This window comes from Nonomuraea sp. 3-1Str, from assembly GCF_031570565.1.
Classification (GTDB): Bacteria; Actinomycetota; Actinomycetes; order Streptosporangiales; family Streptosporangiaceae; genus Nonomuraea.
This window is the reverse complement of the sequence record NZ_JALHBK010000002.1, coordinates 574,033-588,479: the sequence shown is the minus strand read 5'-3', so window position 1 is coordinate 588,479 and position 14,447 is coordinate 574,033. Positions and strand designations below refer to the sequence as shown.

The window sequence follows — 14,447 nt, the reverse complement described above, 5'->3', positions numbered from 1 at the left end:
GCGCCGAAACGGCCGAGTTCAGTCAGGCGCGCGGCGGCGGAAGCGCGGGACGGCTAGACGGGCAGCCGGCGGCGCAGGTCGCTGGCGTGCTTGAGGTAGTCGAGCGCCAGCCCCGTACGGCCGGCCGTGCGGTGCAGCTCGCCCAGGAGCTGCGTGGTCGACGCCTCGCCGCTGCGGTCCCCCAGCTCCTGGAAGACCCCGAGGGAGCGTTCGAGGCCGGCGGAGGCGGGGGCGAGCTCGCCGCGGCGCACCTGGAGCCGGGCCAGGCTCTGCAGGGCGTACGCCCCGCAGTGCCGGTCGCCGAGCGACTCGAAGATGTCCAGCGCGTGGTGGTGGAAGGACACGGCCTCGTGCAGCTGCCCCATCTGGAGGCACACGCAGCCCTCGCGGTGGGAGTCGCCCAGCTCCTGGGCCAGCCGCATGGCCTGGTTCAGCGACTCGGACGCCTGGGTCAGGTCGCCGGACTTGAGGCAGACCCGGCCGATGGCCTGCCGGGCGAGCGCCTCGCCCTGGGGGTCGCCGGCGGCCAGGAACATGGCCAGGGCGCGCTTGAAGTGGCCGAGCGACTGCGCCGGCAGGCCGCGGAACTGGCTGACCGCGCCGAGCCCGCAGATCGTGGTGGCCTCGGCCCGCACGTCACCGACCTCGTGGAAGAGCTGCCGGGAGCGGACGAACCCGTCGACCGCCTCCTCGTAGCGGTCCTGGTAGAGGGCGACCTGGGCGAGCCCGCGCAGCATGGCGGCCTCTCCGTACGTGTCGCCGTTGGCGCGGGCGGCCTCCAGGGCGACGCCGTGGGTGCGTTGCCAGGTGTCGAGCCGGCAGTGCAGGTCCAGGTACGGGACCATGGCGGCGGCCAGGCCCCACGCCGACTCGGCGAGCCCGGCCTCGGCGGCCACGCCGACGGCGGCGACGAGCGAGTCGTGCTCGGCCTCGAACCAGCCCAGCGGGTTGGACGTCAGCCGGTTCAGGGTCTGCTCGGGCAGGCGCCAGCGCGGGGTCCGGGGCGCGATGAGGCTGAAGACGGTGGTGGGCAGCCGGGCCATGGCGTGCTCGGTGGTCGCGGTCCAGGCGGCGAGCACGCGGGCCAGGGCGTCGCGATCGGGGGTCCGTTCGAGGGCGTGGCGGCGGATGAGGTCGGGCACGCGGTAGCGCGGCTGGCCGACGGGGTCGGTGCCGACGAGCTCCAGCAGGTTCACGTCGACGAGGAGATCGGTCACATCGTCGGCGCGATGCCGGTCGAGCGCCGCGTCGACCACCCAGCCGGGCTGCGCGAGGGCGCCGAGCCGGCCGAACGTGCCGAGCGTGCGCGCGGCCTCGTCGGGCAGGTCGCGGTAGCTGCGGTCGAGGCGGACGCGGACCTCCTGCAGCTCGTTGAGCCGGTCGTCCTCCAGCCGCTGCCGCAGCACGGCGAGGGACCAGCCGGGCCGGCCGGCGAGCCTGGCGCCGGCGCTGCGCACGGCCAGGGGCAGCCGGCCGCACGCCTCGACGATGGCGCGGGCGTCCTCCTGCTCGCGGGCCACCCTGTCGCCGCCGACGATCCGGGCGAGGAGCTCGAACGCCTCGTCGGCCGGCAGCTCGCCGAGGTCCACGTGCCGGGTGCCGGGCAGCTCGGTGATGCGCCGCCTGCTGGTGACGATGACCGTGGAGTCGTTGCCCGGCAGCAGCGGCCGTACCTGTGAGGCGTCGAGGGCGTCGTCCAGCAGGACGAGCATGGGCCGATCGGCGAGCAGCGAGCGGAAGAGCGCGGAGCGCTCGTGCAGCGTGGGCGGGGGCGTGTCGGTGCCGAGCGCCCGCAGCGCCTCGGCGAGGAGGTCGGCCGGCTCCCGGCCGTCGAGGGCGAGGTAGAGCTGTCCTGCGGGGAAACCCTCGCGCAGGGTGTGCGCGGCGTGCACGGCCAGCGCGGTCTTGCCCGCTCCGGGCGGCCCGGAGACCACGGCGACCTGGAACGGCTCGGCCAGCGCGGCGAGGGCGTCGGCCCGGCCGGTGAAGTCGGGGACGTCGGGCGGGAGCTGGCGGGGCGCGGCGGGCGGCGGCTCGTCGGCGAGGATCGACTCGTACGCGGACCGCAGACCGGTGCCGGGCTCGACGCCGAGCTCGTCGACGAGGAGCTGCCGCACCGTGGCGTAGGCGCGCAGCGCCTCGGCCTTCCTGCCGCCCCGGTGCAGGGCGAGCAGTAATCGCCCCCACAGATCCTCCCGGTACGGGTGCTCGGCGAGCAGGCCGCGCAGCTCGGTGACCGCGCCGGTGTGGTCGCCCTGATCCATCCTCCGGCTGATCAGCTCTTCGGCGGCGCGCAGGCGCAGCTCGTGGAGGGGGTCGAGGCGGCGGTCCCAGAGCGGGCTGCCCGGCAGGTCGGCGAGCGGGGCGCCGCGCCACAGGGACAGCGCCTCCTCGTAGCGGGTCTGGCCCACCAGCTCCTCGAACACCAGGAGGTCCAGCGCGTCGTCCGGCACGTCGATGGCGTAGCCGGAGCCGTTGCCCCGCAGGCATCCGCCGGCCTCGCCCAAGTCGGTCCGGAGAGAGCTGACGTAGGTGCGCAGGTTGGCCTGCGCGGAGCGGGGCGGGCGCTCCGGCCAGAGCACCTCGACCAGCTGGTCGGCGCCGACGACCCCGCCCGCTTCCAGCAACAACGTGGCCAGCAGCAGGCGTGGCTTCTTGCCGGAGATCCGGACCGGCAGACCCGATGTCCGGAGCTCCAGCGGTCCTAGCACATGGAAAGTGACCGTCATGACCGCATCTGCTCCTTATGGAGGCGTGACAGCTCTTTGTACCGGGTCTGGACGTTTCTTGTGCGCCATATGCCGACGCTTGTCTCAGAGATCCCAGCAGAAAGGATCACCCGATGAAGCCTGACGGAGCGCTGATCACGTGTTTCTCGCGCTCAGTCAGCGTGGGACGGCACCGGGTTTCCAACCGCCGTTCCCGTGCGGCCGGAGCCGGATGGGTGACTCCAGCGACTTTGCGTACCCGGCGACGGCCGCCCCCAGTGCGTCAAGTGGGGCGGCAAGGCCGGAAGCACGACTTACAACAGTCCCTCTGAACATTGCGGATGATGAAAACTACAACTTTTGTGATCGCCGGACTTATCGCCCTGTCCGGCCAGCAGGTGGCCTACGCCGCCACCGCGACCAACTCCGCGACCGCCTCCGTCGCGGCCACTCCCCTCGGCGATGCCTTCACCAAGGCCGCCGGCGCCTACGAGATACCCCGTGACCTGCTGGTCGCCCTGGGCTACGCCGAGACCCACCTCGACGGCCACGACGGCGAGCCGAGCGCCAGCGGCGGCTACGGCGTGATGCACCTGGTCAGCAACCCCCAGACCAAGGCTCTGGAGGAGGCGGCCAAGCTCACCTCCATCCCCGTCGCCAAGCTGAAGACCGACGACGCGTCCAACGTCCTGGGCGGCGCCGCCGTGCTGCGCGCCAAGGCCGACGCGCTCGGGCTGGACGCCACCGCCCGCAAGGACCCCGCCAAGTGGTACGGCGCGGTGGCCGCGTACGGCAACCTGGCCGACGACACCACGGCGCGCATCTACGCCGACGCCGTCTACGAGGCCCTCGCCTCCGGCATCGACGCGGCGGGCGTGCAGACCGAGGCCGCCCAGGTGACGCCGGAGCGCGGGAAGTACGCCGACGACGCGCCCCGCACGCTCGCCTCGGCCACCGACTACCCCGGCGCGGTGTGGAAGGCGGCCAGCACCTCCAACTACGCGGTCTCCAACCGGCCGACCAGCAACAAGATCGACCGCATCATCATCCACGTGACGCAGGGCTCCTACGCCGGCTCCATCTCGTGGTTCCAGAACCCGGCGGCCAAGGTGTCGGCCCACTACGTGGTGCGCTCGTCCGACGGCCAGGTCACGCAGATGGTGCGGGAGAAGAACCGCGCGTGGCACGCGGGGAACAGCAGCTACAACCAGCGCTCCATCGGCATCGAGCACGAGGGCTACATCAGCGACGCGTCCTGGTTCACCGACCAGATGTACCGGGGCTCGGCCGCGCTGACCCGCAACATCGCCGACCGGTACGGCATCCCCAAGGACCGCACCCACATCATCGGCCACGTCGAGGTGCCCGGCTCCGACCACACCGACCCGGGCTCGCACTGGAACTGGACCAAGTACATGAGCTACGTGACCGGCGGCACCGGCGGCGGCGGGACCACCAACCCGCACACCGCCGAGGAGGTCTGCGGCACCGGCTACAAGGTCATCGACTCGCAGGCCCTGGGCACCAACGGCACGGTCTACCTGCTCTACAGCACCTCGGCCGGCAAGAACTGCGTGGCCACGATCAAGAAGACCTCGATCGGCAAGGCCAGCGCGACCAGCGCCTTCCTGGAGGTGCAGGGCGCCGCGCGGAAGACCGACACGGGCCAGTTCACCTACTACGCGGGTCCGGTCGCGGCCGCCGCGGCGGACAAGTGCGTCAAGTGGGGCGGCTCGGTGGGCACCTCCACGTACACGAGCTCGTTCGAGCACTGCGGCTGATCCAAGCCATTTCCTTCCCCCCTCCCGGCGGCCCGGCGTCCTCTTGGACACCGGGCCGCCGCCCTTCGTCCCCCCTCAGCGGTACGGGTCAGAGCGGCTGGAGGGCGTCGATGATGTCGATGACGTACACGGTCCGGCCTCCGTCCGCCCCGCCGGGTCCGGGCTCGGGCACGGCCATGCGGGCGCCCACGTGCCCGCCCACGAGCCCGGCCAGCCAGGCGGAAGGCGCCGACCCGGGCGCGAGCGTGACGGCGCTCGGCCCGCCGCGCCGGAAGGACGAGTCGACGATCCGGCGCCCGGGCACCCGCATCGCCAGGTACTGCACCACCAGCCTCGCCCCCTCGCGGATCTCCGGGCCGGAGCCGTCGATGAGCGTGCTGGCCCTGTCCAGCGGCAGGCCGGCGGGCACGGTCGGCAGCGGCCGGCCCACCCGGCGCGCGTCCGGCGGGTAGCCGCCGAGGACGTCGAAGACCACGACCACCACCGCCTCCGGATCGACGCCGTCGAGCGGCACGCCCGGCCCGGCGGCCTCGGCCGCGGGGCTGACGAGCACGACGCGGCTGCCGGCCGGCCGGTCCATGAGCGCCTCATGCCAGGTCGGGGGAACCGTGCGGCCGTCGAAGACGACCGAGACGGGCTGCCGGGCCTCGTACGTGCCGGCCTGCCTGCTGCCGTCCGACCACAGGCGTACGGACACGTCCGCGAGCACGACGTCGCCAGGGGCCGTGCGGCGGCCCTGCCCGGCGGAGAGCACGGCCACGCGCGGCAGGCGCCCCGGCGCGCCGTCCGGGATGGCGACGGCCGGCTCGGCCCCGAACGCGCCGGTCACCACCGGCAGCCCGCTGTCGGCGACTCCGCACGACGTGGCGAGCACGAGAACGGCCGGCCAGAACAGGCGCACGATCCCCTCCGCGATGCCAGAACTTACCGGAGGCGCGAAGAGTCTCCGGAGATGGCCGATCCGGCGCGCCGGATCCGCCTGCATCCTTGCCGGGATCGGCCCAAGCGAAGCCGATCGGAGGTCAAAGAGGCGGCACACTGGGTGCGTGAGCAAGCCGAACCTGTCCCGCCGGGTCGCCGAGGCGGCCGGGATCGCCCTGACCAACCGGAAGTACGTGACGTTCGTGGACGTGGTCACCGGACTGCGGTGGCTGCACTCGCGGCACGTCGACACCTGGCGGCAGGGCCGGGCCGCCACGCTGGCCGAGCTGGCGGCGGTCGACGACGACCGGCTGCTCGCCGCCGCCGCGCTGCTGCGCGACTGGGCCGAGGGGCAGGGGCTGCGCCCGGTGGAGGCGTCGTACGTGTCCGGCAGCCGTGACCGGCGCGAGCTGCGGTTCACGGCCGGCGACCATCCGCAGGAGGCGTTCCGCGTCCACTGGGTGTCGCCGGAGCTGAGCGAGGCCCGGGTGCGGCGGCTCGCCGAGCGCCAGAGCAAGGCGCCCGACCTGACGGTCGTCGTGCCGCAGCAGCCGTGGACGTGCGCCTCGTGCGGCGACACCGGGCCGTACCTGATCATGGAGGACGACCGGCCGCACTGCCTGACGTGCGCGGACATGGACCATCTGGTGTTCCTGCCGTCGGGTGACGCGGCGCTCAGCCGGCGGGCCAAGCAGGAGAGCGGCCTGGCGGCCGTGGTCGTCGAGTACAACCGCCGGCGCAAGGTCTACCAGCGCAGGGGCCTGCTGGTGGAGGAGCGGGCGCTGACGCTGGCCGAGGAGCGCTGCCTGGCCGACGAGGAGGCCCGGCTGCGCCGCCGCGAGCGCGACAGGGAGCGCCGGGCCGAGCAGGACGACGACTTCCGGGCCCGGATGGCGGCCGAGATCCGGACCCTGTTCCCGGGCTGCCCCGCCGAGCGGGCCGAGGAGATCGCCGCGCACGCCGCCCTGCGCGGCAGCGGGCGGGTGGGCCGCACGGCGGCGGCCAGGGCACTCGACGCGAACGCGATCACGCTCGCCGTGGTCGCGTCGATCCGCCACCTCGACACCGACTACGACAAGCTGCTGATGACGGGCGTCCCCCGGACCGAGGCACGCGACCGGATCCGCGACGCCATCGACGCCAGGCTGGCCGACTTCAGGAGGAGGACGACATGAACGACCCGGCTGCGTGGTCCCGGGTGCGCGACGAGCTGCGGGACTTCGCGCTCGGCCTGCCCGAGACCCGCGAGGACCACCCGTGGGGCGAGACCGTCGTCAAGGTCGGCAAGAAGGTCTTCCTCTTCCTCGGCCTGGACGAGGCGACGGAGAAGTGGGCGCCGACCTTCGGGGTGAAGCTGCTGTCGGAGGCGCACGGCCATGCGCTGACCGTCGAGGGCGCCAGGCCCAGCGGCTACGGGCTGGGCAAGGCCGGCTGGGTGACGGTCCCGTTCATGGCCGAGCTGCCGGAGACCGAGGTCCTCCTCGACTGGGTCGAGGAGAGCTACCGGGCCATCGCCACCAAGCGGGCGATCAAGGCCCTGGACGAGCGGGCATAGCGGCGAGGCCGGTCCCGTCCGGGACCGGCCTGGTGCGCGGGTGCGGGTCCTACTTGGCGAAGGCGGCCAGCGCGACGCCCAGCCCGCGCTCGTTCTGGCCCTGCGCCTTGGCGTCGGTGGAGTTGACCGAGTAGACCAGGGTGCGGCTCAGGTCGCGGGTGGCGCCCACGCCGGTGGAGGAGCCGTAGCGCGCGCCGGTCTTGCCGAAGGCCACGATGCCGCCCGGCAGCTCGATCCGCGACAGGCCGGAGGTGTAGACGGCGGGCTTGTCCGTGCCGTACAGCTTGACGTCGGGGACCGTGAACATCGGCTCCAGCTGCGCCGCCGGCACGACCTTGCCGGAGAACAGGGCCTTGACGAACTTCTCCAGGTCGGCGGTCGTGGAGATGAGGTCGCCCGAGGCCCAGGTGGAGGTGACGCTCATGTCGGTCATGTCCACCAGGTACGCGTCGCCGTACGCGAAAGAGTCGGGGAAGCCCTTGGGCACCGCCTGGTAGCCGTGGTTGTGCCGGCCCTTGATCTTGACCGAGTCGCCGGGCAGGTAGCTGTCGCGCATGCCGACCGGGCGCAGGATTCTCGTGGTGACCTCGTGCTCGTACGAGCGGCCCGTGACCTTCTCGATGAGCATGCCGGCGACGAACGTGTTGGTGTTCAGGTAGTGCTGCCGGGTGCCGGGAGCGAACTCGATCGGGTTCTCCACGGCCTTGGCGACGTACTCCTCCGGGGTCCACTGCTGGAACCGGGTCTTGTAGACCCACGCCAGGTCGCCCGGCACCTTCGGCGACGGCAGCCCGCTGGTGTGGTTCAGGAGCTCGGCGACGCTGATCGCCGGGTAGGCCGCCGGGAGGAGGCCGGGCAGGTACTCCTGGACGGTGCCGTCGAGCGAGAGCTTCCCCTCGGCGACGAGCTGGAGCACGACCGCCGTGGTGAAGATCTTCGTGACGCTCCCGGCGCGGAACCGCGCGCCCTCGCGGGCGGGCCGCTTGGTACGCAGGTCAGTCACGCCGGTGACGCCCTTCCAGGAGCCCCGGGAGCCGCTGACGCGGACCTCGGCGGCGGTGGCGTCGGCCGCGGGAAGGCCGGCGATGCTCGCCTTGAGCGCCGCCTCGTTGATCGGCGGCAGCCCCGCGGCCGTGGCCGTCGCGGTCACCGCGGTGGGGGCGGCCAGTGCGGCCGGGCCGGCGGCGACGGTCGTGAGGGCGGCGACGGCGAGTGCGGCGGCGGCGAGGCGGGTGCGGTTCATGAAGGCGTATCTCCAGGTCGGAAGGGGTTCTCCTTGATGGCTCCATCCTGTCGATCACGCGCTCCCACCGGATCGCCGAGACCGGCGATCTTCCGGCTCCCTCTCACGAGGGAACCGGCCTCGCCCCCTCGGGCGAGCGACCCCTCCCGTCAGCCCGTGGGCGGAATGGTGGCGATGACCCGGTTGACCCCGTTCTCGTACCGCAGGGCGTACCACGTCTGCACCGGGCTGTGCGTCACCGGATCGAGCCGGAACGTGCCCCGCGGGCTGTCCACCTCCCGCACCCGGCCGAGCGCTCGCGTCAGGTCGCCGCTCTCCGCCCCGCCCTCCGACACGGCCAGGTCGATCAGCCGCATGGCGTCCCAGCCCTGCACGGCCACCGTCGAGGGGTCACGCCGGGTCGCCGCCCGCCACCTGGCCACGAACGCGGTGTTGGCCGGGTTGGCCAGCGCCGGTGAGTAGAGGCCCACGCTGGTCGTCCCCTCGCCGTCGGCGCCGACGGCCGCCATCACGTCCTCGTCGGTGAGCTGCTGGCAGGCCAGCAGCTCCACCTTCCGGTCGTAGCCGAGCTGCTTGTACGTCCTGGCGAAGGAGACGGCCTCGGCCCCGGCGTAGAAGGCGTACAGCAGCTGGGCGTCCGCCGGGATCCGCCCCAGGTACGGCCCGAGATCGGTGGCCCCGCCGAACGGCGTGAGCACGCGCTTGAGCGGCTCGGCCCCGTATCCCTCGGCGAAGCCGTCGAGGGTCTGGACGCCCCCGGAGTAGTCGGACGCCATCGCCACCACCCGCACCCGGCCGTGGCTGCGGGCCGCGTACCTGCCGGCCGCCTCGCCCTGCTCCCGGTTGGTGAACGACACCCGGAACACCCCCGGGCCGCCCAGCTCGTCCGCGCCCGCGTTGGCGATCACCACCGGGGTGCCCGCCACCTCGCGCACCACCTCGACCGCCACCGGGGAGGCGACCAGGCCGGTCACCACGCTCACGCCCTCGCCCGACACCAGCCGCCGGGCCTGCTGCCGCCCCTGGTCGGGGCTGCCCGAGTCATCGGCGACCAGCAGCCGCGCCGGCCGGCCGCCCAGCATGCCGTCATGGGCGTCCAGGTAGAGGCGCATGGCGGTCTCCATGTCCTTGCCCAGCTTCGCGTACACACCGGTCCGGGAGACGATCGCGCCCACCTTGACCACGGGGTCGTGCCGCACCTGCATGGCCGGCGAGGCGCCGCACCCGGCCAGCAGCAGCACCACCGCCGCCGCGGCGGCCGCTCTCACGCGGCGAACACCGCGCACACGGACCCCAGGCCCTCGATCCACGCCTCGAACACGTCGCCGGGCGCCACCGGGACCACCGGCCCCAGCGCGCCGGTCAGCACGACGTCGCCGGCGCGCAGCGGCCGGTCGGTGCGGCCCAGCGCCCCGGCGACCCAGGCGGCCGCGTTGAGCGGGTGGCCCAGGCAGTCCGCGCCCGAGCCGGCCGACACCTGCGTGCCCGCCCGGGTCATCGTCATCGCCGCCGTCCGCAGGTCGAGCCCGGACAGCGGCACGGGGGCGCCGCCCAGTACGAACGCGCCACCGGAGGCGTTGTCCGCGATCGTGTCGACCGGCGTGATGTCCCAGCCGGCCACGCGCGAGTCGGCGATCTCGATCGCGGGCAGCGCGAAGTCCACCGCCCGGATCACCTCCGCCACCGTGAACGGCCCGCCCACCAGGTCATGGCCCAGCACCAGGGCGACCTCGGCCTCCGCCATCGGCTGGAGGAACCGCTCCACCGGCACCGGCACCCCCTCGGGGAGGGCCATGTCGGCGAACAGGGCGCCGTGGGAGCACTCGCGAGCGCCGAACCGCTCCCGCATGAGCGCGTTGGTCAGCCCCGCCTTCCGTCCGACGAGCCGCCGGCCCTCCCCCAGCGCCCGCCGGGTGCCGATCTCCTGGACGGCGTAGGCGTCGTCCACTGTGCCGATGAGATCCCTGACCGGCGGGCACGGCTTGCCCGAGCGGGCGGCCTCGGCCAGCCGCTCGGCCGCCTGCGCCCGGATGTCCACCGCGTCCGACCAGGGGTCCGCCGCCGACCAGGGGTCCACCGCGTCCGACCGGGTGTCCACCGCGTCCGACCATTCGTCCTGCATGCCGCACCGTCCTGTCCGCGTCGACTGCCATCTGCCAGCTTCGCACCGCCGGGGGCCGCGCGGCAGCGGTCATTTCACGCGGCTCTCGTCCGTGATGCGCCATCCTGGGGAGCATGGACAAGCGCATCGACCAGGTGACCGCCCACGACGGCTCGTTCGACGTCCACGTCTGGCTGCCCGAGGGCGGCAGCGGGCCGGGGATCCTCCTGGTCCAGGAGATCTACGGCGTCGGACCGTACATCGCCAAGGTCGCCGAGGAGCTCGCCGGGCGCGGCTACGTGGTGGCGGCGCCCGACCTGTTCTGGCGCCTGCGGCCCGGCTGGGTCGGCGAGCACACCCCGGAGGGGACCGCGGCGTCGATCGAGCTGGCCTCCGGCTTCGACCTGCCGCAGGGTGTCGCCGACTGCGCGCTGACACTCGTCCACCTGCGCGGGCTGCCCGAGGTGACGGGCGGGCTCGGGGCACTCGGGTTCTGCCTGGGCGGGTCGGTGGACTTCATGCTCGCCACGCAGACGGAGCTCGACGCCGTCCTGTCCTTCTACGGCTCCGCCGTGCCGGAGGCGACCGGGCTGATGGAGCGGATCTCCTCGCCGCTGCTGCTGGTCTTCGGCGGCAGCGACCCGTACATCCCGCGCGAGCAGGTGGCGAAGGTCGAGGAGGCGGCGCAGGGGCGGCCGAACGTGCGGGTGTACGTGGACGAGGAGGCGGGGCACGCCTTCCACAACAGCGAGTCGCCGATGTTCCACCACCCGGAGGCGGCCGAGCGCGCGTGGCGCATCGCCCTCGACTTCCTCGGCACCCATCTGCCCGTCTCCTGACGCCGTGCCGGGGCTGTCCTGGAGGACAGGTTCTCGTACCCCCGGTCCGGCCCTCATGATGGGCTGGTGGGGCGGACTTGGGAGCTGTGGGGAAATATCGTCATCGCTGGGGTTCTGGCGCTTCCGCTGGCAGCGGCCCTGACGTACCTCCTGGCCCGGCGCCGCGCCCGCGCCGGCCACCCCGCGCCCGCCCGCACCGCCCTCGCCGACGTCGGCATCCTGACCGGCACGCTTCCCTGGCTGTGGATGGTCCTCACCCCGGCCACCGGTCAGGAAGGAGTCAGTCTCGTCCCGTTCACCGACCTCGTCACTCTCGCCGGCGCGCCGCCGGGCGCGGTGTTGACGCAGGTCGGAGGCAACCTGCTGGTCTTCGCCGCGCTGGGCGCGCTGCTGCCCGTGCGCGGGCCGCGCTTCGCCTCCACGGCGCGGGTGGCCGCCGCCGGGGCCGCCGCCTCGGTCACGGTCGAGGCCCTCCAGTACGTTCTGCGGCTCGGCCGCTACTCGTCGATCGACGACGTTCTCCTCAACACCACGGGCGCCGTGCTGGCCGCGCTGGTTACTCGCCGCTGGTGGGCCACCCGGATAACGACGCGCACGGTTCCCCGATAAAGGGCGGCGGAAACCGGTTTCGGCTCGCCACATGGGCACGATCCGCTCAAAAGAAGCACGCGACCAACCTGCGTATCTGTGCGATCGTGGACAAGACGGGGCAAGTTCTCTGGAGACGCCAAACCCGGTTGGTGACAGAGGGTGGTATCAAACGTGTCTGAATCCCCGGTACCCCACGATCTCCCCATCTACCGCCGCATCGCCGACGGCCTCCGCTCCCGGATCCTCGCCGGCGAGCTGAGAGACGGGGACCGGCTACCGGGCGAGAACGCGCTGATGGCCGACTACTCGATCGCCCGTGCCACCGCGAGGCAGGCGCTGGCCGTCCTCATCAACGAAGGTCTGGCCGTCCCCAAACGAGGGTCGGGGGTCTATGTGCGCCTGTTCAAGCCGATACGCAGGCACGGCTCGCGCCGCCTGGCGCGTGACCAGTGGGGTGAGGGGCACTCCATCTGGGACGCCGACGTGCGCGGCCGGCCGTTCACCGTGGACGAGGTGGAGGTGCTCAACGAGGAGGCGCCCGAGGACGTGGCCGAGGTGCTGGACAGCCGCCAGACGTGGATCAGGCGGCGGCGCTACTCGGTCGACGGGCGGCCGGTGCAGCTCGCCACCTCGTACTTCCCCGCGCGGGCGGTCGAGGGCAGCGCCATCACGCTGGCCGACACCGGGGCGGGCGGCGTCTACGCCAGGCTGCGCGACCTCGGGCTCGCGCCGGCGCACTTCACCGAGGAGATCCGGGCCCGCATGCCCGCGCCGAGGGAGAGCGAGCTGCTGGGCCTGCCGGCCGGCACACCCGTGATCGTGATCGCCCGCACGGCGTACACGTCGAGCGGCGTGCCGGTCGAGTACAACGAGATGGTCCTGGACTCCGCCGCCTACGTACTCCAGTACGACTTCGACGCCTAGGGCGAACCAGGTTGTCGAGCGATAGGTTCACCTGTCCTTTGCGATCATTTACTTCTCTAGAGAACACGCGCACCCTTCAAGGAGATGGAACCTCGCAGGAGGCCCCGGAGGGATGACGCGCATGTCCTTTGACCGGCACCTCGCCGACATCGCCCGGGAGTTCTCCCACTGGACCATCTGGCGGAGCGACGCGGGCCGCTGGTGGGCGACACGCCACCAGCCACTCAGCGACGCGCAGCGCGACGCCGGATGCGCGATGACCATCGACGCGGACGACCCGGACGACCTGCGCGAGCGGATCCGGGAGCAGGAGATCAGGGCCGGTGACCCGCAGGGCGCGGCCGGGGACCCGGGGCGGCGCGCCGGGCCCGCGACCTTCTGACGCGCGCCCCGGCCGCACACCGGCCGGGGGGCGCACACGAGCAGCCCGGTGCCGGGTCCAGCGTCTCGGCGGCCCCGGCACCGGGCCACCAACGGGGCCATGTGCGCGGAAGCCTCCGACCCGATCGGGGGCGGAGGCTTCCGCTCTTCATGGCCGCGACCTCAGGGCCGCGCACGGCTTACCGGCGTCTGTCTTACCGGCCTCTGTCTTACTGGCGCAGGTCGGACAAACGGCCCAGGTTCACGTCGGTGTCGTCGGAGACCCGGGGCGCGTTCGGCGTTCCCGGTCGCGGCTCGTCATCCTGCACGATGACGCGGACGTCGTCCTGGTCCACGGGCTCCCGCGGGGCGCCGAGCAGCGGACCGACCGCCTCCGGCTCCTGCTGGGCCGGCGCCTGCCCGACCGGCGCGTGCTCGACCGGCGCCTGCCCGACCGGCGCGGACTCGACCGGCGCGGGCTCGCGCGGCTCCTCCGGCGCCGGGGCCGGCTCGCGCGCCGGGCCCGCCTGCTCCAGAACCAGCGCTCCGGCCGCGCTCTCGGTCCGCATCAGGTCCCCCAGCACCGAGCCGATCTCGCTGAGCCGGCGCACGACCTCGGAGTGCGTGTTGGTGAGGTACTCGACGCGCCGGCCCGCGTGCTCGTCCAGCGCGGCCACGCGCCGGTTGGCGTCCGCGAGCGTCGACTCGGCCTCGCCGCGGGCGGCGGCCAGGGTCCGGTCGGCCTCGGCGCTCGCCGACTCCAGCAGCCGGGCCGCCTCCTGCTCGGCGCCCGTGACCAGCCGCTCGGCCTCGGCCCGCGCGGACCGCAGGGTCTCGTCGGCCTCCGTGCGGGCGGGGGTGAGCTGCTCCTCGGCGTCGGAGCCGGCCTGCGCCAGCATGCCCTCGGCCGCCGCCGTGGCGTCGGTCACCCGCCGCTCGGCCTCGGCCTGGGCGGAGGTCAGGATCTCGTCGGCGGTCGCGCGGGCCGACGACACGAGCCGCTCGGCCTCCTCCGCGGCCTGCTCACGCAGCCGGGTGGACTCGGCCTCGGCGTCGGCCCGCTTGGCGGCGGCCTCCTCCTCGCCCAGCTTGAGGATCTGCGCGAGCCGGGGGCTGAGGTCCTCGTAGCTCTGCGGCGCCTCGACCATGCGCCGCCTGGCCTCGGCCAGCTCGACACGGCCCTGCTCGGCCTGCTCGATCGCCCTGGCCAGCCGTTCCTCGAGATCCCGTATCTGGTTGCGGGTGCGCGTCATGTAGTCGTGGACCTGACGGCGGTTGTAGCCGCGCATCACGACCTCGAAGGTGTCCTCTTGCATCAGATCGGGAATGCTCTCGTGCTGGTTTGTCATGGGGGTTACCTAAAGGTTTGCGTGAGCCGGGGGAAAACTGCGGGTTGTGAGGGTCTGGCAGCGAGACGTCAGGAA

The 14,447-nt window shown here is 73.2% G+C and carries 13 protein-coding genes; 7 read left to right on the top strand and 6 right to left on the bottom strand.

Going from position 1 to position 14,447, the window contains the following annotated elements; all coding sequences use genetic code 11:
• Positions 1 to 53: 53 nt before the first annotated feature.
• Positions 54 to 2,729, bottom strand: coding sequence for a BTAD domain-containing putative transcriptional regulator (locus tag MTP10_RS06545; protein WP_310708091.1), 2,676 nt, complete (start codon positions 2,727 to 2,729; stop codon positions 54 to 56).
• Between the two features lie 341 nt (positions 2,730 to 3,070).
• Between MTP10_RS06545 and MTP10_RS06540 the strand changes: the two genes are divergently transcribed.
• Complete coding sequence (locus MTP10_RS06540; protein WP_310708090.1) at positions 3,071 to 4,489, top strand: peptidoglycan recognition family protein; 1,419 nt, start codon at positions 3,071 to 3,073, stop codon at positions 4,487 to 4,489.
• Between the two features lie 88 nt (positions 4,490 to 4,577).
• Here MTP10_RS06540 and MTP10_RS06535 read toward each other — a convergent pair whose 3' ends face one another.
• Positions 4,578 to 5,390 (bottom strand): hypothetical protein, encoded by an 813-nt coding sequence (locus MTP10_RS06535; protein WP_310708089.1) that lies wholly within the window; start codon positions 5,388 to 5,390, stop codon positions 4,578 to 4,580.
• 145 nt (positions 5,391 to 5,535) lie between these two features.
• Here MTP10_RS06535 and MTP10_RS06530 point away from each other — a divergent pair, with 145 nt between their 5' ends.
• Positions 5,536 to 6,585, top strand: coding sequence for a DUF2293 domain-containing protein (locus MTP10_RS06530; RefSeq protein ID WP_310708088.1), 1,050 nt, complete (start codon positions 5,536 to 5,538; stop codon positions 6,583 to 6,585).
• Complete coding sequence (locus tag MTP10_RS06525) at positions 6,582 to 6,965, top strand: MmcQ/YjbR family DNA-binding protein (RefSeq protein ID WP_310708087.1); 384 nt, start codon at positions 6,582 to 6,584, stop codon at positions 6,963 to 6,965. The genes MTP10_RS06530 and MTP10_RS06525 overlap by 4 nt, the downstream gene beginning before the upstream one ends.
• A 49-nt stretch (positions 6,966 to 7,014) precedes the next feature.
• Here MTP10_RS06525 and MTP10_RS06520 read toward each other — a convergent pair whose 3' ends face one another.
• The 3 genes from MTP10_RS06520 to MTP10_RS06510 all read right to left on the bottom strand — a co-directional run bounded on the left by MTP10_RS06520 (position 7,015) and on the right by MTP10_RS06510 (position 10,330).
• Positions 7,015 to 8,208, bottom strand: a complete 1,194-nt coding sequence (locus tag MTP10_RS06520) for a serine hydrolase domain-containing protein (protein WP_310708086.1) — start codon at positions 8,206 to 8,208, stop codon at positions 7,015 to 7,017.
• 149 nt (positions 8,209 to 8,357) lie between these two features.
• On the bottom strand, positions 8,358 to 9,476 hold the full coding sequence (locus tag MTP10_RS06515) for an ABC transporter substrate-binding protein (protein WP_310708085.1): 1,119 nt from the start codon (positions 9,474 to 9,476) through the stop codon (positions 8,358 to 8,360).
• Positions 9,473 to 10,330 (bottom strand): fumarylacetoacetate hydrolase family protein, encoded by an 858-nt coding sequence (locus tag MTP10_RS06510; RefSeq protein WP_310708084.1) that lies wholly within the window; start codon positions 10,328 to 10,330, stop codon positions 9,473 to 9,475. The genes MTP10_RS06515 and MTP10_RS06510 overlap by 4 nt, the downstream gene beginning before the upstream one ends.
• A 113-nt stretch (positions 10,331 to 10,443) precedes the next feature.
• Between MTP10_RS06510 and MTP10_RS06505 the strand changes: the two genes are divergently transcribed.
• The 4 genes from MTP10_RS06505 (at position 10,444) to MTP10_RS06490 (ending at position 13,045) form a co-directional block, all read left to right on the top strand.
• Entirely contained in the window at positions 10,444 to 11,148 is a 705-nt protein-coding gene (locus MTP10_RS06505) for a dienelactone hydrolase family protein (RefSeq protein WP_310708083.1), read from the top strand.
• A 66-nt stretch (positions 11,149 to 11,214) separates the two neighbouring features.
• On the top strand, positions 11,215 to 11,757 hold the full coding sequence (locus tag MTP10_RS06500; protein ID WP_310708082.1) for a VanZ family protein: 543 nt from the start codon (positions 11,215 to 11,217) through the stop codon (positions 11,755 to 11,757).
• Between the two features lie 153 nt (positions 11,758 to 11,910).
• Positions 11,911 to 12,663 carry a GntR family transcriptional regulator gene (locus MTP10_RS06495; protein WP_310708081.1) on the top strand — a complete coding sequence of 251 codons (753 nt, stop codon included), beginning with the start codon at positions 11,911 to 11,913 and terminating at the stop codon, positions 12,661 to 12,663.
• Positions 12,664 to 12,784: 121 nt separating this feature from the next.
• Positions 12,785 to 13,045 carry a hypothetical protein gene (locus tag MTP10_RS06490; RefSeq protein ID WP_310708080.1) on the top strand — a complete coding sequence of 87 codons (261 nt, stop codon included), beginning with the start codon at positions 12,785 to 12,787 and terminating at the stop codon, positions 13,043 to 13,045.
• A gap of 208 nt (positions 13,046 to 13,253) precedes the next feature.
• On the opposite strand, the gene MTP10_RS06485 is transcribed toward MTP10_RS06490, so the two are convergent.
• Positions 13,254 to 14,372 (bottom strand): hypothetical protein, encoded by a 1,119-nt coding sequence (locus tag MTP10_RS06485; RefSeq protein WP_310708079.1) that lies wholly within the window; start codon positions 14,370 to 14,372, stop codon positions 13,254 to 13,256.
• Positions 14,373 to 14,447 lie beyond the last annotated feature (75 nt).

Excerpts from the sequence above, each read along its gene's own strand:
- MTP10_RS06545 (WP_310708091.1), bottom strand. The coding sequence starts at position 2,729 with ATGACGGTCACTTTCCATGTGCTAGGACCGCTGGAGCTCCGGACATCG.
- MTP10_RS06525 (WP_310708087.1), top strand. The coding sequence starts at position 6,582 with ATGAACGACCCGGCTGCGTGGTCCCGGGTGCGCGACGAGCTGCGGGAC.
- MTP10_RS06520 (WP_310708086.1), bottom strand. The coding sequence starts at position 8,208 with ATGAACCGCACCCGCCTCGCCGCCGCCGCACTCGCCGTCGCCGCCCTC.
- MTP10_RS06510 (WP_310708084.1), bottom strand. The coding sequence starts at position 10,330 with ATGCAGGACGAATGGTCGGACGCGGTGGACACCCGGTCGGACGCGGTG.
- MTP10_RS06505 (WP_310708083.1), top strand. The coding sequence starts at position 10,444 with ATGGACAAGCGCATCGACCAGGTGACCGCCCACGACGGCTCGTTCGAC.
- MTP10_RS06490 (WP_310708080.1), top strand. The coding sequence starts at position 12,785 with ATGTCCTTTGACCGGCACCTCGCCGACATCGCCCGGGAGTTCTCCCAC.
- MTP10_RS06485 (WP_310708079.1), bottom strand. The coding sequence starts at position 14,372 with ATGACAAACCAGCACGAGAGCATTCCCGATCTGATGCAAGAGGACACC.